The 20,533-nt window shown below is 62.1% G+C and carries 16 protein-coding genes; 12 read left to right on the top strand and 4 right to left on the bottom strand.

Annotated features, from left to right (window positions below; translation table 11 throughout):
• Window positions 1-25 precede the first annotated feature (25 nt).
• Window positions 26-2,395 carry an EAL domain-containing protein gene (locus tag CO660_RS13610; protein ID WP_097599141.1) on the bottom strand — a complete coding sequence of 790 codons (2,370 nt, stop codon included), beginning with the start codon at window positions 2,393-2,395 and terminating at the stop codon, window positions 26-28.
• Window positions 2,396-2,514: 119 nt separating this feature from the next.
• Between CO660_RS13610 and CO660_RS13605 the strand changes: the two genes are divergently transcribed.
• Window positions 2,515-3,321: a transporter substrate-binding domain-containing protein gene (locus CO660_RS13605; protein WP_097599140.1), complete on the top strand. Its 807-nt coding sequence runs from the start codon at window positions 2,515-2,517 to the stop codon at window positions 3,319-3,321.
• Window positions 3,322-3,400: 79 nt separating this feature from the next.
• Here the strand turns inward: CO660_RS13605 and fdhA are convergent, their stop codons facing one another.
• Complete coding sequence (gene fdhA / locus CO660_RS13600) at window positions 3,401-4,591, bottom strand: formaldehyde dehydrogenase, glutathione-independent (protein WP_097599176.1); 1,191 nt, start codon at window positions 4,589-4,591, stop codon at window positions 3,401-3,403.
• Between the two features lie 718 nt (window positions 4,592-5,309).
• Between fdhA and CO660_RS13595 the strand changes: the two genes are divergently transcribed.
• The gene (locus CO660_RS13595) at window positions 5,310-5,744 is read left to right on the top strand and encodes a hypothetical protein (RefSeq protein WP_085780690.1); all 435 of its coding nucleotides are present in this window, start codon (window positions 5,310-5,312) and stop codon (window positions 5,742-5,744) included.
• A 154-nt stretch (window positions 5,745-5,898) separates the two neighbouring features.
• Here the strand turns inward: CO660_RS13595 and CO660_RS13590 are convergent, their stop codons facing one another.
• Complete coding sequence (locus CO660_RS13590; protein WP_097599139.1) at window positions 5,899-6,795, bottom strand: EamA family transporter; 897 nt, start codon at window positions 6,793-6,795, stop codon at window positions 5,899-5,901.
• Window positions 6,796-6,905: 110 nt separating this feature from the next.
• Here CO660_RS13590 and CO660_RS13585 point away from each other — a divergent pair, with 110 nt between their 5' ends.
• The gene (locus CO660_RS13585; protein ID WP_085780691.1) at window positions 6,906-7,781 is read left to right on the top strand and encodes a LysR substrate-binding domain-containing protein; all 876 of its coding nucleotides are present in this window, start codon (window positions 6,906-6,908) and stop codon (window positions 7,779-7,781) included.
• Here CO660_RS13585 and CO660_RS13580 read toward each other — a convergent pair.
• Window positions 7,756-8,754, bottom strand: coding sequence for a GlxA family transcriptional regulator (locus CO660_RS13580; protein WP_097599175.1), 999 nt, complete (start codon window positions 8,752-8,754; stop codon window positions 7,756-7,758). The two genes, CO660_RS13585 and CO660_RS13580, sit on opposite strands and share 26 nt — an antisense overlap.
• Window positions 8,755-8,851: 97 nt before the next feature.
• On the opposite strand from CO660_RS13580, the gene CO660_RS13575 reads away from it, so the two are divergent.
• From CO660_RS13575 to CO660_RS13535, 9 genes are all read left to right on the top strand, one after another.
• Window positions 8,852-9,754, top strand: coding sequence for a 3-keto-5-aminohexanoate cleavage protein (locus CO660_RS13575; RefSeq protein WP_097599138.1), 903 nt, complete (start codon window positions 8,852-8,854; stop codon window positions 9,752-9,754).
• Between the two features lie 7 nt (window positions 9,755-9,761).
• Window positions 9,762-11,252 (top strand): carnitine 3-dehydrogenase, encoded by a 1,491-nt coding sequence (locus CO660_RS13570; RefSeq protein WP_097599137.1) that lies wholly within the window; start codon window positions 9,762-9,764, stop codon window positions 11,250-11,252.
• A gap of 10 nt (window positions 11,253-11,262) precedes the next feature.
• Entirely contained in the window at window positions 11,263-12,423 is a 1,161-nt protein-coding gene (locus CO660_RS13565; RefSeq protein WP_097599136.1) for an acyl-CoA dehydrogenase family protein, read from the top strand.
• Between the two features lie 4 nt (window positions 12,424-12,427).
• Window positions 12,428-14,482 carry an acetate--CoA ligase family protein gene (locus CO660_RS13560; protein ID WP_097599135.1) on the top strand — a complete coding sequence of 685 codons (2,055 nt, stop codon included), beginning with the start codon at window positions 12,428-12,430 and terminating at the stop codon, window positions 14,480-14,482.
• A 7-nt stretch (window positions 14,483-14,489) separates the two neighbouring features.
• Window positions 14,490-15,272: a carnitinyl-CoA dehydratase gene (locus tag CO660_RS13555; protein WP_097599134.1), complete on the top strand. Its 783-nt coding sequence runs from the start codon at window positions 14,490-14,492 to the stop codon at window positions 15,270-15,272.
• A 115-nt stretch (window positions 15,273-15,387) separates the two neighbouring features.
• The gene (locus CO660_RS13550) at window positions 15,388-16,977 is read left to right on the top strand and encodes an ABC transporter substrate-binding protein (RefSeq protein WP_085780697.1); all 1,590 of its coding nucleotides are present in this window, start codon (window positions 15,388-15,390) and stop codon (window positions 16,975-16,977) included.
• Between the two features lie 95 nt (window positions 16,978-17,072).
• Complete coding sequence (locus tag CO660_RS13545; protein WP_097599133.1) at window positions 17,073-18,080, top strand: ABC transporter permease; 1,008 nt, start codon at window positions 17,073-17,075, stop codon at window positions 18,078-18,080.
• Entirely contained in the window at window positions 18,077-18,904 is an 828-nt protein-coding gene (locus tag CO660_RS13540) for an ABC transporter permease (RefSeq protein ID WP_085780699.1), read from the top strand. The genes CO660_RS13545 and CO660_RS13540 overlap by 4 nt, the downstream gene beginning before the upstream one ends.
• Window positions 18,897-20,528: an ABC transporter ATP-binding protein gene (locus CO660_RS13535; RefSeq protein WP_097599132.1), complete on the top strand. Its 1,632-nt coding sequence runs from the start codon at window positions 18,897-18,899 to the stop codon at window positions 20,526-20,528. Before CO660_RS13540 ends, CO660_RS13535 begins: the two co-directional genes overlap by 8 nt.
• Window positions 20,529-20,533 lie beyond the last annotated feature (5 nt).

Genomic DNA, 20,533 nt, shown 5'->3' with positions numbered 1-20,533 from the left:
CCTGATGCCGAAAGATCAAAGGGCGCTAGGCAATGGCTCCCGGAGCGATCGTCCGTGATGCGGGGCCGCTTTCGGATTTACCGAAGCAGTCGAGTTCGCGAAGCGGAACCGGTTTGGAGAAGAAGTAGCCCTGGAGGTCGGTGCAGCCGAGGGCGGCCAGAAAGTCCCTTTGATATTCGGTTTCGACCCCTTCGGCCGTCGTCGAAATGCCGAGGTTGCGGCTGAGGGTAACGATGGCGCCGATGATGGCGGCGCCATTGGCTTTTGCGCCCAGCTGTGAGACGAAGGAGCGATCGATCTTGATGCGGTCTATGTCGAAGCGGACCAGGTGGCTGAGGCACGAAAAGCCGGTTCCAAAATCATCCAGCGAAATCTGAACTCCACGGCCACGCAGCGATTTCAGTACCGAATAGACATCCGAGCTATCCTCGATCAGCGAGGACTCGGTGAGTTCGAGCTCCAGTCGAGACGGCGGCAAGCCGGTCTCTTCAAGCACGGCGAAGACCTCCTCGGCGAAGTTGGGCCTTCTCAGCTGGGAGGGAGACACATTCACGGCCACAAAGGTGTCTTTCGGCCAGCTGTCGGCAGCCCTGCAGGCTTCGCGCAGCACCCAGAAACCGAGAGCGTCGATGAGGCCGCCTTCCTCGGCCGCCGGGATGAAGCTGGCAGGCGTCAACAGCCCGCGCTGGCTGTGGCGCCAGCGCACGAGAGCCTCCGCGCCCGAAGCCGAGTATCCGACCTCGGCGCGATGCACTGTCTGGTAGTAGACCTCAAGCGATCCGAAGTCCGGTCTGTTGCCGACCGGACCGAGCTGTGGAGCGCCGGCGGAGAAGGCCGTGCTCTTTGTCAGAACATCCCGCAATTCGTTCTTGAGGACGTCGCGTGCATTCCTGCCACCGTCCATGGACGGCGAATAGACGCGCCACTGGCCTCTTCCGCCCATCTTGGCCTCGTAGAGCGCGACGTCGGCATAACGCATGAGATCGTCGGCATTGCGTCCGGCGTCCGGCACCACGGTCACACCAATCGAGCCGCCGACCCGGGCGATCGCTTCGCCCCTCAAAAGCGGGAAGGGTCTGCCAAGTTCGGCAACGATCGCTTCGCAGATGGAGGGCAAGATTTTATCATCTCTGATGTTCCGGAGAAGCAGGGCAAACTCGTCCCCGCCGAGGCGGGCAAGCGTGTCGCCCGGACGAAGCAACGCGTGGACCCTCTCCGCAGCCAGCCTGATGAGCTCGTCGCCGGCAGCATGCCCGAACGTGTCGTTCACGGCCTTAAAGCGGTCGAGGTCAAGGAGCGCCACCGCCGACCGCTCGGCGGAATTGCGCGTGTCGGCCAAACACTCCTCCAAGCGCATCGCGAACAAGGCGCGGTTGGGAAGGCCGGTCAGCACGTCATGCAGGGCGAGCTGCCTGGCGTGCAGCTCGCTTTTCTTCAGTTCGCCGAGACTGCTTCGCAGGCGGACCAGCAGAACCGAAAACAGGACCGCGATCACCAGGGCGGCAATCGAAAGCGCCGGCATCAAGCGGCCGATCACCCTCGAACCAGGAAGATCAGGCCGCCATACAATAAAGCCAATCGGTTCGCCGTTTGCCGTTGCGTCGATCTGGAACGCAACCTCATTTTCGTCGGCGTCGGCCGTGCGCGCGAAGCGCGCGCCGTTGAGGCCTTGTTGCCGGCTCAACTCGTCGAGCGCCGCGCCGTCGAGAAACCGCACGACGATCAGGAATTGCCGCATCGGCTGCGGCTGCCGCTCGGCGGCTTCGTTGACGGCAACGACGCCCACGATCGTCGGCCGGCCTTCGAGCCGCATCAGATTGGCCAGTGCATGGTTCGAGCGGGCGCTATTGGCCGCTCGGCTATCCAATGACGATGGGATCGGTTCGCTGGAAGCGGTGCCGTGGTGCGCCGTCAGGCGCGCGTCTTTCAGGAGAGGCAGAAAGAGCGGTCTCATCCAGCGATAGCGCTTTTCGGTTTCGGCGTCGGTCAGCATGATCAGCTGCGCCTTGTCATCGACGACGAAGGCCTGGTCATAGCCGAAGGCCGACATCGCAGTGTGGCTGATCGCACTCCCGGCCGCCGCCGTGAGAACAGTATCGAGGCTGGAGGAAACTCCGGCTGCCCGGGAGGCCGGATAGACGCCGGAGAGGTAGCCATTGCCGAATTGACCAATGACATGCGCCACTTGATCGACCTGTTCCCTGAGGCGCGCATTGACAAGCTGACGTTGTCGATCGAGGGCTGCCGCGTCGCTCTCGGTTCCCGCCCAGAGCGCGGAAAGCACGACCAGTCCGATCGCTCCGAGCCCGCTGACAGCGATCAGGAATAGAATTCTCCCCGAAGCTATCCAGGATTGCTGAAACGTATTGGAGCTGGAAGGGACAACGATGTGCAAGCCTAAACCCCTGAACCCACCACGGGCGCATTCGTGGACGTTAACAAAGAAGCGTTCACGTAGAATTAAAGGCTGGGGCGCACTATGGCGGAGACTACGCCACACAAGGAGTTCCGACGATGTTGCGCCTATCCATTCAGACTATACTGCGCGGAGCGCTGATGGCGGGCGGATTGGGCCTCCTTCTCGCCGCCGCCTCGCCGCTGCAGCTGGCTGCGCAAGATCGCACGCCTCTGAGAGTTGCCGTCGAAGGAGCATTTCCGCCCTTCAACTATCTCGATGCAAATAACCAGCTGCAAGGCTTCGACATCGATATCGCCAACGCGCTTTGCGACGTCGGAAAGTTCGAATGTCAGTTCATCATCGAAAAGTGGGACGACATGATCCCCGATCTCGTCGCCGGCAAATACGACGCGATCATCTCGTCCATGTCGATGAGCCTGGAGCGCCGCCAGAAAGTCGCTTTTACCGAGAAATATTACACCAGCCCGTCGGTGTTCATCGCCCGGAAAGATTCGCCGATCAGCGACGTCAGCCCCGCCGCCCTCAGCGGCAAGAAACTAGGAGTGACATCGTCCACAGCGCAGGAATCCTATGCTAACCACCTCTATCCTGACCTGAAGAAGACGGTTTTCCGGTCTTCGCCGGAATTATACAAAGGCCTCTCGGACGGGCGTGTCGACATTATCCTTGAGGATAAACTCGCCATTTATGACTGGATCGCCAACACGAAGGCGGGAACCTGCTGCGAGTTCAAGGGGCCGGATCTGGTCGACGTCACCTATTTCGGCGAGGGTGCCGGCATCGCGTTGCGCCTGGATGACAAGGAGCGTCTTGCGCGCCTGAACGAAGCCTTGAGGGCCATCAAGGCCGACGGGACCTACGACATGATCAACGCTAAGTATTTCCCGTTCAGCATCCAGTAGTTTTGCCAAGTTGAAACTAAATAGCGCCGCGCTTCGAAAAGAAGCGCGGCGCTGTCGGTTTGGTCTCCGGTCCCGCGCTTTATGCGGCTTTCGCGACGTCTCCATGTGGGTCGAGAACAAACTTCGTCGCCGCTCCATGATCGAAGCTCTCATAACCTTGGACGGCATCTTCGAGCGGGATGACCTTGGCGTTGACGATGTCGGCGATCGGCAGCCGGTCATGGAGGATCGCCTGCATGAGCTGGCGATTATATTTGAGCACCGGAGTCTGGCCGGTGTGGAAGGACTGCGCCTTTGCCCAGCCGAGACCGAAGCGAAGCGAGAGATTGCCGTGCTTGGCGGCATTGTCGACGGCGCCCGGATCCTCGGTCACGTAGAGGCCGGGAATGCCGATCGAGCCGGCGGCGCGGGTGATCTCCATCATCTGGTTCAGCACGATTGCCGGCTGTTCGCCGCCCGAATGGCCGCGTGCCTCGAAGCCGACCGCGTCGATGGCGCTGTCCACTTCGTTGCTGCCGACGACTTCAGCGATCATGTCGCCGAGACGGTCGCTCTTGGAGAGGTCGATGGGCTCAAAACCGACTTTCGCCGCATGTGCGAGGCGGTCCTTGTTGAAATCGCCGATCATGACGACCGCAGCACCGAGGATGCGAGCCGAAGCCGCAGCCGCTAAGCCGACAGGACCGGCACCGGCGACATAGACGGTCGAGCCGACGCCGACGCCTGCGCGCACTGCACCGTGAAAGCCGGTGGGCAGAATGTCCGAAAGCATGGTGAGATCGCGGATCTTCGCCATCGCCTTGTCCCGGTCCGGAATTTTCAGCAGGTTGAAATCGGCATAGGGAATGGTGACGTAGCGTGCCTGTCCGCCGATCCATCCGCCCATGTCGACATAGCCGTAAGCGCCGCCGGCGCGAGCCGGGTTTACGGTCAGGCAGACGCCGGTATCCTGAGATTTGCAGCAACGGCAACGGCCGCAGGCGACATTGAAGGGCACCGAGACGATATCGCCGATCTCGAGCATCTCGACATCGACGCCTTTCTCGATGATTTCGCCGGTGATTTCATGGCCGAGGATCAGGCCTGGCATTGCCGTCGTGCGGCCGCGGACCATGTGCTGGTCGGAGCCGCAGATATTGGTGGAGATCACCTTCAGGATCACGCCGTGTTCGATGCGGCGGCCGTCCGGCGCTTCCAGCTTCGGATCGTCGATATCGCGGACTTCGACCTTTCCCGGCCGGAGATAGACGACGCCTCTGTTCTTGCTCATGGATTCCTCCCATGTGTTGAATGCCTCGAGCTGCAACCGATGCAGTCGACGGCAAGCTTTCCTCCGGCCTGCCTCCTCTGCAGTCCGGTATTCACATCGCCGCATCGGGCGATATTCGAATTTCGCAGCTAGGCGGGGACAGGCTGGATCGAGGAGAGAGTGGCACGATAGGTCTGGCCTGTCGTTCCGCTCGTCATCGCCCGCCGCAATCCGGAGATCTGCTGCGCAAAGAGCTGGTTCGGGCTCCAGAACCTCCTTTCGATCCGTCTCGATCTCTGGGTATCAAGCCAGCGACCGCCTTGAGGACTTCAGTTCTACCACCGCCGCGCGGCAGCGCGCCGGCCGCTGCCCAGCCTCGCATGTTCATGTCGCCAGCTTGCAAGGCAGCGCCGTGAACATGACCAGAAAACCATGCCTGGTCGAAAACAGCGCCCGAAAAAGCGACATGGGCGCACCTCCTGGCGACAGGCGGCAAAGCCGCAATCACTTTCCGTGGGGAACGACAGATTGATCTCGCGAATGCGGCAGTTTTCCGGATCGCTCCGGATGATGTGATCGCAACTGTCGGGCTTCGCACCGCTGAACATGTGGCACTTGTAATCACATCTTTCGGCCAGCAACAGATGTCGTTTTCAATCGTGATTGGACTTCGGCTGTGACCTGAGCGAGGCTGTTTCTGGGAGCGGACCATCTATTTTTCCGGGGATAGGAGGCCGAAATGGAACAGCATGCACTCGAGCAATTGAAAACGATCGCTAAGGTCAGCCCGACCTATGATCGCCTTGAAATGACGAGGCGCGAACGCCTAGAACGGTGGGCGGACATTCTGGAACGCAGCCCTAAGCCGTTTCTCAGAACGCTTCACGAGACAGAGTATCAGCCGATTGCCGATCGGCTCGCCTTGCGTGACGACGACACTCCGATCTCTGTTGCGTTCGCTGATCCCATTCTGCGGGCGGCAGGAATGGAAAACGACAGCTATGGCGAAGCCAGGCGGTTCTTCGAACTCAGTGATGAGCAATTGCATGACCTGGTCTGCTTTTGCCATTTCGGGGAACGCGTCAGCGCTGCGACACTAGCTCGCCGCGTACGAAAGATGGCGGCTCATAAACCAGGCGGGTTTTTCGCTCAGCTTCGTGCGTTCTTTGGCTAGTTGAGGCTGAGGCCGCCACCTGGAACTATCAAAGGGGGTGGCCCCACCGCCGGCTGAAACGGCCGTCACGGCAATCGCATGGTCGCTCATCGGCGCATGAGCGAACACGACAAGATTCGTCAGCGGAGCGGAGGACAGGCGGCAGCCAGCCGCCCTATGGCCGGCGGCCCCGATTGAAATCGACCGCCGTATGCCAGAACACGGCGCCGAGGATGATGGCGCCGCCAAAATAGGTGGCGACGGGCGGCTCTTCGGAAAATAGCAGCCAGACCCAGAAGGGCGTCAGCACGATTTCCATCGTGCCGATCAGCGCGGCTTCGGCCGGCGGCATTCGCTTTGCCCCGGCGAGGAAGAGCACCAGCGCCAGCGAGAAATTAGTCGCCCCGAAGGCGGCTAGCACGATCCAATTGTGCAGATCGAGCGAGCCGACCGAGCCGAAGGGCGCGAAGATGACAAGCGTCAGGAAAGCGCTGACCACGGTCGGCGGCAGGCTCGGCACGCCGGGATCGATGCGCGGAATAATGATGACGAGCGCGAAGGAGGCGGTCATGCCGAGCGCTAAGAGATCGCCCCAACCGGTGCCGCCGCCGATCGACGAGGCGACGATGATGCCGACGCCGAAGAGGGAGACGGCGCCGGCAATCATCGTTCGCCTGGCCACTCTCTCCTTGAGGATGAGCCAGCCGAACAGCGCGGCGATGAAGGGGGTCGTCGCGTAAATCATCGTCACATTGGCGACGGTGGTCATATAGAGCGCCCCGATGAAGCATCCCTGACTGAAGGTCTGGCATGCGATCATTGCAAGTCCGGACGGATGGAAAACGGAGTGCCATTGCCGCCGCGAGATGCCCCCTTCGAGGAAAAGGCAGGGGATCAGCAGAAACAGGCCTCCGAACAACGACCGCCAGGCGATCGCCGTCCATACGTCGGTCGTGAGCAGCCGCGAATAGACGCCGCTCGCACTCCAGGCGAGCGTCGCGGCAACAATGAGAAGCACACCCTTCTCGTGCTCGCTGCCTGCGAGGCGCGTGGTCGGATTGTCAATGGTCACCACAGATTCTCAAAGAAGGAAGTCGAACGCCGCCCATTTCTGCGCCAGGATTTGACATTAGACAAACGAATAGTAGAGATGACTATCATCGATTTTATCTATGGCTGACCATGCACGAGCCAATCGAAAGCGACCTGTTGAGAACCTTCCTGGTCGTCGCCGAGACATCGAATTTCTCCGCGGCTGCCCAGCGGATCGGCCGGACGCAGTCCGCCGTCAGCACCCAAATCAAGAGGCTTGAGCAGACGATCGGCGAATGCCTCTTTGAGCGCGGCGCCCGCGGCGTGCTGCTGACGCGCCAGGGCATACAGCTGGTGCCTTACGCCCGCAGGGTCATTGATCTCCTGAACGAGGCCGCCGCCACGATCCGCAGTAAGCCGCTGGACGGGCCGGTGCGCATCGGAATTCCCGAGGAATACAGCCAGACAGTTTTGCCGGCAGCGCTTGCGGCTTTCGCTGTGCGTCACCCGGCTGTCGAGGTCACCGTGTCCTGTGATTATACATCACGCAACCTCGCCGCCCTGGAGCGGGACGAACTCGATCTCGCCGTCGTTTTCGACTGGAGCGACCAGACGAAAGGTGAGGTCATCTGCATCGATCCCACAGTCTGGGTCACCTCGATGGTCCACCGGCTGCACGATCTCGACCCCCTCCCCATTGCGACCTATCGCAACTCCACCTGGTCACGTGATTTTGCGCTCCGGTCGCTGGAGCAGATCGGCCGCAACTATCGCATTGCTTTCATCGCTGATACGGGTTCGGGACTGAAGAATGCACTGACCGCAGGCCTTGCCGTGACAACGCTTTCGCGCAGCAGCATCCCGCCCGGCTGCCGGGAGCTGACCGCCGAAGACGGTTTCCCGCCGGTCGATTCCTCGAAGGTGGTGCTCCGCCGCAGCACCTACCGTTCCACCGAAGCCATCCGCGAGCTTGCCGAGATGATCCGGGACGCGTTCCAGCCTACGTCGCCGCCGCCGATGACGTGATGCGGCGGCGCAAGCGGCGCCTTGTCTCGGACGGGCTTTCTGAAAAATTCGCCCGGTAGCTTCTGGCAAAGGCCGAGGCCGAATTGAAACCGGTTGCCGCCGCGATATCGGCGAAGGAGGCCGTCGTCTCGATCACCTTGCGGCGCGCCGCATTCAGGCGCAGTGCGAGATAATGCACATGCGGCGGTGCGCCGATGCTCTGCTGGAAGAGGTCCTGCAGATGCCTGGCGCTGATGCCGACCCTGCGGGCGATCCGAGCGAGGATCAGGGGCTGCTCGATATGTTCCTCCATCAGCCGCACCGCCTGCGCCACGCGGGGATCGTGCATGCTGAGCCCCGCCGAGGCTGCGGAAAGCGGTTCGTCGCCATGAAAGGAGGGCTGCTCGTAGCGGAACAGCCGGCTGACTTCGAGCGCCAGCGAATAACCTTGTCGCTGCCTGATGATCTCCAGCATCAGGTCGACGGTCGGCAGCGAACCCGATGTCGTCAGTCGCTTGCCTTCGATGACAAAACGATCCTTGACGGCCCGCACCTCAGGATAAGCAAGCGCAAAATCCTCGTAATCTTCCCAGTGAACGGTCGCTGGCTGCCCGTCGAGCAAGCTCGCCTCCGCGAGCAGCCAGGTGCCTGACTCGATGCCGGCGATCACCGTGCGGTGGCGGGCGGCCTGGGATAGCTGCATCTTCAGCGCCGGCGTGGCGCTGCCGCGCCAGTTGTAGCTCGCAAGCACGAAGAGCGGTCTATCCTCGGCCGTCGCCCGGAAGATCCCGTCCGCCGGAATGGCGATGTGGCTGGTGGTCGGAACCGGCGCTCCGTCCGGTGTCAGGAGCCGCCAGCGGTAGAGCTCGCTGCCGGAAATGCGATTGGCGCCGCGCAGCGGCTCGATGACCGACGCGATCAGGATCAGGTTCGTATCCGGAAGGACGAGAAGGTCGATATCGAGCCGCTCGGTCGATCGCTGTAGCAATGTCACCTCCACCGATTCCGATTATGTATCAAAAGCTTCTGAAAGCGTAAAGCATCTCTGTTCATGTTGTCGCGTAATGACCATAAGACGGGAGAACAAAATCATGCCTCTAGCGATGAACCGCGATGTCTTCATCACCTGCGCCGTGACCGGCGCCGGCGATACGGTTTCCAGATCCTGCCACGTTCCCATCACTCCCAAGCAGATCGCGGATTCCGCGATCGACGCCGCCAAGGCTGGGGCGGCCGTTGTTCACTGCCATGTCCGCGATCCGGAAACCGGGGCCGCCAGCCGCCGCAATGATCTCTACAGGGAGGTGACCGACCGCATCCGCTCGGCGGAAATCGACGTCGTTCTCAACCTCACTGCCGGTATGGGCGGGGACCTGATCTTCGGCGATGTCGAAAGTCCCCTTCCCCTCAACGCAAAGGGCACCGATATGGCGGGCGCCACCGAGCGCGTCAGCCATGTCGCCGAGTGCCTGCCGGAGATCTGCACGCTCGACTGCGGCACGATGAACTTCAACCTCGGCGACTATGTCATGACCAACACGCCGGCCATGCTGCGGGCGATGGCAAGCAAGATGACGGCTCTCGGGGTGCGGCCCGAAATCGAGGCCTTCGACACCGGCCATCTCTGGTTCGCCAAGCAGCTCGCCGAAGAGGGGCTGATCGAAGACCCCGTGTTGATCCAGCTCTGCATGGGCATTCCGTGGGGTGCTCCTGACGACCTCAACACGTTCATGGCGATGGTCAACAATGTGCCTGCGAGCTGGACCTTTTCGGCCTTCTCGATCGGCCGCAATGCCATGGCCTATCCGGCCGCGGCGGTTCTGGCGGGTGGCAATGTGCGTGTCGGCCTGGAAGACAACCTCTTCGTCGGCAAGGGCCAGCTCGCCACCAATGCGCAGCTCGTCGAAAAGGCCGTGCAGGTGGTGGAAGGCATGGGCGCGCGGATCGTCGGTCCGGAAGACGTCCGCAAGAAACTCAAACTGACGAAGCGCTGAGGGCGGCATGACAGGGATCAGCAAGGCAGCTTGTATCGGCGGCGGCGTCATCGGCGGCGGATGGATCGCTCGTTTTCTGCTCGCCGGCATTGACGTCGATGTCTTCGACCCGCATCCGGAGGCGGAACGCATCGTCGGCGAAGTGATCGCCAATGCCGAAAAGGCCTATGCCATGCTGACCGGCGCACCGTTGCCGCCGCGCGGTCGGCTCACCTTCTGCAAGACATTGGAGGAAGCGGTCGCCGGCGCGGACTGGATCCAGGAAAGCGTGCCGGAACGGCTCGACCTCAAGCGCGGTGTCTTGACGCAGATCGATGCCGCGGCACGGCCGGATGCCCTGATCGGCTCATCCACGTCAGGACTGCTGCCGACCGACCTGCAGCGGGACATGAAACATCCCGAACGGCTGTTTGTCGCCCATCCCTATAATCCGGTCTATCTGCTGCCGCTGGTCGAAATCGTCGGTGGCGAGAAGACATCGGCGGTGACCATCAAGGCGGCGATGGACAAACTGCCGCCGGTCGGCATGAAGGGCGTCCACATCGCCAAGGAGATCGAGGCCTTCGTCGGCGACCGGCTGCTCGAGGCGCTCTGGCGCGAGGCCCTGTGGCTTATCCACGACGACATCTGCACCGTCGAGACGCTCGACGACGTCATCCGTTATTCCTTCGGCCTGCGCTGGGCGCAGATGGGCCTGTTCCAGACCTACCGCATCGCCGGGGGCGAGGCCGGGATGCGCCATTTCCTCGCCCAGTTCGGGCCGTGCCTCGCCTGGCCCTGGACCAAGCTCACCGATGTGGTGGATCTCGACGATGCGCTGATCGAAAAAATCGGCCGACAGTCCGACGAGCAGGCGGCGGGACTTTCGATCCGCGAGCTCGAGCGCATCCGCGACGAAAATCTTGTTGGCATCCTCCAGTCCCTCAAGGGCGGCCACGGCGGTGAAGGCTGGGGTGCCGGCAAGCTGCTTAAGGATTTTGAGCAGTCGCTTTGGGCGAAAGGAGGCGGCGCGGCAGCGCCTTTCGATCCGTCGAAGCCGCTGAGGCTCGTCGAAACCAAGGTGAGCCCCGCCTGGGTCGATTATAACGGCCACATGACCGAACACCGCTACCTGCAGATTTTCGGTGATACCTCGGATGCGCTGTTGCGTCTTGTCGGTGTCGATCTCGCCTATGTCGAGGCGGGCCATAGCTACTATACGGTCGAAAGCCACATCCGCCATCTCGGCGAGGCAAAGCTCGGGCAGGCGATCCACTCGACCTGTCAGGTGCTCGCCGCCGACGACAAACGGCTGCATGTCTTCCACACGCTGTACGCTACGGCGACGGGCGAGGCTCTCGCAACCGCCGAGCACATGCTGCTGCATGTCGACAGCAAGCTGGGTAAGGCGGCACCGGCGCCGACCGCCGTGCTCGACAAGGTCAGGACGATTGCTGCGGCTCATTCGGAATTGGCGCTGCCTGAAGGCGCCGGCCGTTATGTCGGCCAGAAACGGTAAGAGGATCGGCATGGATTTCGGCCTTAACGAAGAACAGCAAATGATCGTCGACACGGTTCGCGCCTTTGTCGAGACCGAAATCTATCCGCATGAGAGCGAGGTCGAGCGGACCGGCATCGTTCCACCGGAACTGGGGCGCGAGATCCAGCGCAAATGCATCGATCTCGGCTTCTACGCCTGCAACTTTCCGGAGGAGGTCGGCGGTGCGGGCCTCGATCATCTCACCTTCACGCTGGTCGAGCGGGAGCTCGGGCGCGGCTCGCTGGGTCTGACGGTTTTCTTCGGCCGGCCCTCCGGCATTCTGATGGCCTGTGAGGGCGAGCAGCGTGAGCGTTATCTCCTGCCCGCGGTGCGCGGCGAGAAGATCGACGCGCTTGCGATTACCGAGCCGGATGCCGGCTCCGATATGCGCGGCATGAAATGCGCTGCACGCCGCGATGGCGGCGACTTTATCCTGAACGGCACGAAACATTTCATCTCGCATGCCGATGTCGCCGATTTCGTCATCGTCTTCGCCGCGACCGGGGAGGAGGAAACGCCGAAAGGCATCAAGAAGAAGATCACCGCCTTCCTGGTGGATCGCGGCACGCCCGGGTTCGAAATCCTCAAAGGCTACGAGTCCGTTTCGCATCGCGGCTACCATAATTGTACACTCAGCTTTGAAGACTGCCGCATTCCTGAAGCCCAGGTGCTGGGCGAGGTGCATCGCGGCTTCGATATCGCCAACCAATGGCTTTACGGCACGCGGCTGACGGTTGCCGCCACCTGCGTCGGCCGGGCGCGGCGCGTCTTCGACCTGGCGCTCCCCTATGCCGCCGAGCGGAAGCAGTTCGGCAAGCCGATCGGCGCCAATCAGGGTGTGTCGTTCAAGCTTGCCGACATGATCACCGAGATCGATGCGGCCGACTGGCTAACGCTTGCCGCCGCCTGGCAGGTCGACGCCGGTCGTCCCGCCGACCGGCAGATCGCCTCCGCCAAGCTCTACGCCTCCGAGATGCTGGCTCGCGTCACCGACGAGGCGATCCAGATTTTCGGCGGCATGGGCCTGATGGACGACCTGCCGCTCGCCCGTTTCTGGCGCGACGCCCGCGTCGAGCGCATCTGGGACGGCACCTCCGAGATCCAGCGGCACATTATCAGCCGCGATCTGCTTCGGCCGCTGGGAGCATGAGCCGATGACCTCAAGACCGCTCGACCGCCTGCTCAGACCGCAAACGATCGCCGTCTTCGGCGGCCGTGAGGCACGCAGGGTGATCGAGCAGTGCGACCGCATGGGCTTTTCGGGCGAGATCTGGCCGGTTCATCCGAAACTCGACGAGGTGCTTGGGCGGCGCTGCTATCGCTCCCTCTCCGATCTGCCCGCGGCACCGGATGCCGCTTTCATCGGCGTCAACCGAACGCTCACCATCGACATCGTGCGCAGCCTTTCGCTGGCCGGCGCCGGCGGCGCCGTCTGTTATGCATCGGGCTTCAGCGAGGCGACGGCGGAACTTGCCGATGGCGCCGAACTGCAGCAGGCCCTTGTGGAAGCGGCCGGTGGCATGCCGATCCTCGGGCCGAACTGTTACGGGCTGATCAACGGCCTCGACGGCGCTTTGTTATGGCCTGATCAGCATGGCATGCAGCGCGTCGAACGCGGTGTCGCGATCCTTACGCAGTCCTCCAATATCGCCCTCAACCTGACCATGCAGACGCGCGGACTGCCGATCGCCTATGTGGTCACATCGGGCAACCAGGCGCAGACATCGCTTGCCGATGTCGCCTGCGCGCTCATTGAGGATCAACGCGTCACGGCGGTTGGCCTTCACGTCGAAGGGTTCGGCGACCTTGCCGGCCTGGAACGCCTTGCCGCTATGGCCCGTCGGTCGAAGAAGCCTGTCGTCGTGTTGAAGGTCGGCAGGTCCGAGCAGGCGAAACACGCGGCCGTGTCGCATACAGCTTCGCTTGCCGGCAGCGATGCGGTGGCCGATGCCGTGCTCGCCCGCCTCGGTCTCGGCCGTGTCCAGAGCCTGCCGGCGCTGCTCGAAACTCTGAAACTGCTGCATCTTGCCGGCCCTCTCCCAAGCTATTCGATTTCGTCCATGAGCTGCTCGGGCGGCGAGGCTTCCCTGATGGCGGATGCCGCCGTCGGCCGGAAAGTGGAGTTCCCCGCCCTGCAGCCGCAGCAATTGCCGCGGCTGCGCGAGGTCCTCGGCGAGATGGTAGCGCTTGCAAACCCGCTCGACTACCACACCTTCGTCTGGGGCGATCTCGCGCGTCAGACGGAGGCATTCAGCGCCATGTTCAAGGGTGGCTGCGCACTCAATCTCGTGGTTCTCGATTTTCCCCGCGACGACCGGTGTGATTCATCCGAGTGGACGACGACGACAGACGCAATCATCGCCGCAGCCTCCGCGACCGGTGCGCTGGCCGGCGTGCTCGCGACCCTTCCCGAGAACATGCCGGAGCCGGTTGCCGCTCGTCTGATGTCAAAGGGCATCGTCCCCTTCTCGGGTATCGACGAAGCCATAACCGCGGCGGAAGTTGCCGCTGGGATCGGCGAGGCCTGGGATCGTCCCCCTCCCCTGCCGCTCCTCAACGTCGTCCCCGTTGATGGCGAGCTCGATACGCTGTCGGAAGCCGATGCGAAGACCGAGCTTGCTGCCTGCGGCCTCCCTGTTCCCCGGGGGCTGCAGGCTTTTTCTCCTCGCGAAGCCGCCGAGCAGGCCGAGCGGCTCGGTTTTCCCGTCGTACTGAAGGGGCTCGGCATTGCGCACAAGACCGAGGCCGGCGCCGTCGTGCTCAACCTCAAAGATCCAGAGGCGGTGTCGAATGCGGCGGCGGCGATGCCGCCGAATGGCGGTTATCTCGTCGAGAAAATGATCGATCCGCCAGTCGCCGAGCTCATTGTCGGCGCCAGCCGGGACCCGGTTTTCGGATTGTCGCTGACATTGGGAGCGGGCGGAATCTTCGTCGAACTGCTCGAAGATTCCGTCGTCCTGCCGCTTCCGGCGACGAAAGCGGATATTGGTGCGGCGATTTCATGGCTTAAAATCGCAAAGTTGATCCATGGCTATCGCGGGCGCCCGCGCGGCGATCTTGAAGCCACTATAGACGCCGTCGCAGCTACGGCAGAATATGTCGTAAAGAATGCGGTGCGCCTTGAGGAACTGGACATTAATCCCTTGATGGTTCTTCCCGAAGGGCGCGGTGTTGTTGCAGTTGATGCTCTCATACGGCGAAGGAGGTAGCGCAGGTTTGAGCGACTACATTCGTACACGACGTGACGGCGGAATATTGGAAGTCGTCATCGACCGGCCGAAGGCGAACGCCATCGACCTCGCGACCAGCCGCGCCATGGGATTGATCTTCCGAGATTTCCGCGACGACCCCGACTTGCGCGTTGCCATCGTCACGGGTGCGAGCGAAAAGTTTTTCTGCGCCGGCTGGGATCTGAAGGCGGCTGCGTCGGGCGATGCGGTCGACGGCGACTATGGCGTGGGTGGCTTCGGCGGGCTGCAGGAACTGCGTGACCTCAACAAGCCCATCATCTCGGCGATCAACGGCATCTGTTGCGGCGGCGGACTGGAGATCGCGCTCTCGACCGACCTCATTATCGCCGCCGAGCATGCGACCTTTGCCCTGCCGGAAATCCGGTCGGGCACGGTCGCCGATGCGGCTTCGATCAAGCTGCCGAAGCGCATCCCCTATCATATCGCGATGGACATGCTTTTGACGGGTCGCTGGCTCGACGTCCACGAAGCGCATCGCTGGGGTTTCGTCAATGAAATCCTGCCCGCCGATCGCTTGATGGCGAGAGCCTGGGAGCTTGCCCGACTGCTCGAAAGCGGGCCGCCGCTCGTCTATGCTGCAATCAAGGAAATCGTTCGCGAAGCGGAGGGTTCGACGTTCCAGACCGCCATGAACAAGATCACCAAGCGGCAGTTTGCGACCGTCGATCGGCTCTATTCGAGCGAAGACCAATTGGAAGGCGCGCGGGCTTTCGCGGAGAAGCGAAGCCCCATTTGGAAAGGACGATAAGGAGGCGGCAGCAACCGCGCATTTTCCCGCATGATGCGGGCACCGGAGGCGGAGAGGAAACCGCCTGCGATCCTGCCCGGAAGTTCTGTCAACGCACCAAAGAAGGAACAGGGGAATGAACGACTACACCAAATATCTCACAAGCCGCGTCACCGCCGGCGGGCTCAGCCGCCGCGAATTCATGGGACGCGCCATGGCGGCCGGCATCACACTTGCCGTTGCCGACAAACTCTTCACCGAAAGCGCAGAAGCCGCCGAACCGAAGCACGGTGGTCACCTGAAGCTCGGCCTCGAAGGCGGTGCCGCCACCGATTCCAAGGATCCGGCGAAATTTCTGTCGCAGTTCATGTTCTGCGTCGGCCGCTGCTGGGGCGATATGCTGGTCGAATCCGATCCGCTGACTGGGGCTGCCGTGCCGGCGCTCGCCGAATCCTGGGAGCCGTCAAAGGATGCGGTCACCTGGACCTTCAAGATCCGCAAGGGCGTCAAGTTCCACAACGGCAAGGAACTGACGATCGACGACGTCGTTGCAACGCTGAAGCGCCACACCGACAAAAGCTCGGAATCAGGCGCGCTGGGCGTTCTCGGCTCGATCAAGGAGATCAAGGCCGATGGCGGCAATCTCGTCCTGACGCTCAGTGAAGGCAATGCCGATATGCCGCTGCTGCTGTCGGATTACCATCTGGTGATCCAGCCGAATGGCGGCGTCGACGATCCCTTGGCCTCGATCGGTACCGGACCTTACAAGCTGACGAGCTTCGAGCCCGGCGTCCGCGCTACCTTCGAGAAGAACAAGGACGACTGGCGTACCGACCGCGGCTACGTCGATTCGATCGAGATCATCGGCATGAACGACGCCACCGCCCGCATCGCGGCCCTGTCGTCGGGCCAGGTGCACTACATCAACCGTGTCGACCCGAAGACGGTCAGCCTGTTGAAGCGCGCACCCAACGTCGAGATTCTCTCGACAGCCGGCCGCGGCCATTATGTCTTCATCATGCATTGCGATAAGGCGCCGTTCGACAATAACGACCTGCGCCTGGCGCTCAAGTACGCCATGGACCGCGAAACCATGGTGCAGAAGATCCTCGGCGGTTACGGCAAGGTGGGCAACGATTTCCCGATCAACAGCACCTATGCGCTGTTCCCCGAGGGAATCGAGCAGCGCACCTACGATCCCGATAAGGCCGCCTTCCACTACAAGAAGTCAGGTCATAGCGGTTCGGTTCTCCTGCGCACCTCCGAAGTCGCCTTCCCCGGCGCCGTCGATGCGGCTGTCCTTTACCAGGAAAGCTGCAAGAAGGCGGGCATCGAGATCGAGGTCAAGCGCGAACCGGGTGATGGGTACTGGACCAATGTCTGGAACGTCCAGCCCTTCTCGACCTCCTACTGGGGCGGCCGTCCGACGCAGGATCAGATGTATTCCACCGCCTATCTCTCGACGGCGGACTGGAACGACACCAAGTTCAAGCGCCCTGACTTCGACAAGCTCCTGCTGCAGGCGCGTGCCGAGCTTGATGAAGCCAAACGCAAGGATATGTACCGCACCATGGCGATGATGGTGCGCGACGAGGGCGGCGTGATCCTGCCGATGTTCAACGACTTCGTGAACGCCTCCACCAAGCAGGTGAAGGGTTATGTCCATGACATCGGCAACGATATGTCGAACGGTTACGTCGCAACCCGTGTCTGGCTGGACGCCTAGCGGCGAAGGGCGCACGCCCTTCCGATCCCCAACGAAGCCGGGACCGTGGGACAAAACCCGCGGTCCTCCCGACGTTTCAGCGCTAGGTCTTCGCCATGACCAATCCTGCCCCAAGCAATGTCCTGCCCGGTTTCCGGTTCCGGCAGCGTTTTCCGCTGTTGGCCCTCATTCTCGAGCGCTTCGTGCTCAGCATTGTCCTGCTCTTTGCGGTGTCCATCCTGATCTTCGGCGGGCTGGAAGCCCTCCCCGGCGATTTTGCCACCACCTATCTTGGCCAGTCGGCGACGCCGCAGGCGGTCGCCAATATCCGTCGGGACCTTGGGCTCGATCGCCCGGTGACGACGCGTTATGTCGAATGGCTCGGCAGTGCCGTTCAGGGTGACTTCGGCACCTCCTGGGCCAGCAAGAACTCGGTGAGCGAGCAGATTGGCAAGCGACTCGGCAATTCGCTCTTCCTGGCGGGTTTCGCGGCTGTCATTTCAGTGCCGCTCGCCGTCGGCCTCGGCATGCTGTCGGTGCATTTTCGCAATCGAATGCCCGACAAGATCATCAACGTCATCTCGCTCGCGGCGATCTCGCTGCCGGAATTCTTCATCGGCTACCTGCTGATCCTGTTTTTCGCTGTGAAGTTCGGCATGGCGACCTTCCCGGCGACGGTCTATGACAGCATGGGCTTGGTCGAGCGCTTGAAGGCGATCGCCCTGCCGACGGCGACCCTGGTTCTCGTCGTGCTCGCGCACATGATGCGCATGACGCGGGCAGCGATCCTCTCCGTCATGTCCTCGGCCTATATGGAGACCGCCGAACTGAAGGGTCTGAGCGCCTTCCGCGCCATCGTCAAACATGCCGCCCCGAATGCGCTGGCGCCGATCATCAACGTCGTCGCGTTGAACCTTGCCTATCTCGTGGTCGGCGTTGTCGTCGTCGAGGTGGTCTTCGTCTATCCCGGTATGGGGCAATATATGGTCGATGCGGTCACCGTACGCGACATGCCAGTCGTGCAGGCCTGTGGCCTGATCTTCGCGGCCGTCTACATCTTCCTCAACATGACGGCCGATATTCTGGCGATCATCGCCAATCCCAGGCTGAGGCATCCGAGATGAGAGCAAGAGACATCCCCATCACCGCCTGGATCGGCATGGCCGGCATCGCACTCGCCTTCATCTTTGCGCTCTTTGCGCCCTGGATTGCTCCCTATGGCGAAACGCAGGTCGTCGGCGACGTCTGGCAACTGCCTGACGATAAGTATCTCTTCGGCCTCGACAATCTCGGTCGCGACATCCTCTCGCGGCTGATCTATGGCGCGCGCACGACGCTGCTGGTCGCCTCCGCCGCCACGATCATCTCCTTCTCGCTCGGCGTCATCCTGAGTTTTACGGCAGCGGTGTCGCGCGGGCTGATCGACACGGTCTTTTCGCGCTTCAACGACCTGATGATGTCGATCCCGACACTGATCTTCGCGCTCGTGGTGCTGGCGGTCCTGCCGCAGAACATCGTCGTCCTGATCCTCGTCATGGCCGTCCTGGATTCCACCCGCGTCTATCGTCTCGGCCGCGCCGTGGCGCTCGATGTCGCGGTGATGGAATTCGTTGAGGCGGCGAAGCTGCGTGGCGAAGGCAAGCTCTGGATCATCTTCCGGGAGATCCTGCCGAACACGCTGTCGCCGCTTTTGGCCGAGTTCGGGCTGCGCTTCGCCTTCTCGATCCTGTTCCTCTCGACGCTTTCCTTCCTCGGCCTCGGCATTCAGCCGCCCGCCGCCGATTGGGGCGGCATGGTCAAGGACAACAAGGATGGCATCATCTTCGGCATATCGGCCGCCCTCGTGCCGGGTACGGCGATCGCCGTGCTCGCCATCTGCGTCAATCTTGTCGTCGACTGGCTCCTGAAACGCACATCCAGCCTCAAGGGAGGGCGCGGCGATGCCTGAGCTTCTTTCCGTCCGCAATCTGAAGATCGAGGCGACCAGTTATCCGCCGGGCGAACCGCCGAAGCGCGTGACGATCGTCGACGGCGTTTCCTTCGATCTTCAGAAGGGCAAGGTTCTCGGCCTGATCGGAGAATCCGGCGCCGGCAAGTCGACCATCGGCCTCTCGGCACTGGCCTATGGCCGCGGCGGCGCCGAAATCACCGGCGGCGAGGTGCGGCTCGGCGGTACCGACATTCTGGCGCTCGGCAAGAACGGCATCCAGAAAATCCGCGGCGCCCGGGTCTGCTACGTCGCCCAATCGGCGGCGGCAGCCTTCAATCCGGCGCACAGGCTCGGCGATCAGGTGATCGAAGCGTCGGTCAAACATGGTCTGATGACCAAAGACGAGGCGCGCAAACGGGCGCTTTATTTGTTCCGTGTTCTCGGATTACCCAATCCCGAAAGCTTCGGTGAGCGCTTTGCCCATCAGGTTTCCGGCGGCCAGCTGCAGCGCGCAATGACCGCGATGGCGCTCTGCTCGAACCCCGAGCTTATCGTCTTCGACGAGCCGACGACGGCGCTTGACGTCACCACCCAGATCGACGTGCTGGCGGCGATCAAGCATGCCATCGAGGAAACGCATACGGCCGCGCTCTACATCACCCACGACCTTGCCGTCGTCGCCCAGATCTCCGACGACATTATGGTCCTGCGCCATGGCCGCCAAGTGGAATATGGCAGCGTTCAGCAGATCATCGAGGCGCCGCGGCAAGATTATACGCGCGCCCTCGTCAATGTCCGGCAGGCGTATCGCGAGGAAGCGCCGGACCAATCCGCGGCCCTTCTTAAAGTGGAAAATCTCAGCGCCGAATATTCCAACGGCTTCAAGGTGCTGCACGATGTTTCGCTGCATGTGCCGAGGGGGCAGACGCTTGCGGTCGTCGGCGAATCCGGCTCGGGTAAATCCAGTCTGGCGCGCGCCATTACCGGCCTCTTGCCGCCGAGCAGCGGGCGGATTGTCTTTGATGGCAAACCGCTGATGCCCGATCTCAAGAGCCGGCCGAACGAGGATCTGAGACGCATCCAACTGATTTATCAGATGGCCGACACGGCGATGAACCCGCGCCAGACGGTGCGCGACATCATTGGCCGCCCGCTGACTTTCTATTATGGCCTGAGAGGTGCGGCGAAGACCGCCAGAGTGAAGGAATTGCTCGATCAGATCGAAATGGGTAATGGTTTCATCGACCGCTATCCGGCTGAACTGTCGGGCGGTCAGAAGCAGCGTGTGGCGATCGCCAGAGCCCTTGCCGCCAAGCCGGAGCTCATCCTCTGCGACGAGCCGACCTCGGCGCTCGATCCACTGGTGGCCGAGGGTATCCTCAAGCTGCTGCTGCGCCTGCAGGGGGAAGAGCAGCTTTCCTATGTCTTCATCACCCACGACATCGCCATCGTCCGGGCGATCGCCGACAGCGTCGCGGTCATGCATCGCGGCAAGCTGGTGCGGTTCGGCCCGAAGTCGACGGCACTGTCGCCGCCCTTTGACGACTACACTGACCTGCTGTTGAAATCTGTGCCCGAAATGGAAATCGGCTGGCTGGAACGCGTGCTTGCGACACGCCGCATGGAAAGCGCCGGCAATTGAATGTG

The organism is Rhizobium sp. L9, from assembly GCF_002531885.1.
Taxonomy (GTDB): Bacteria; Pseudomonadota; Alphaproteobacteria; order Rhizobiales; family Rhizobiaceae; genus Rhizobium.
The sequence above is the reverse complement of the archived record's forward strand: the minus strand, read 5'-3'. Positions and strand labels throughout refer to the sequence as shown.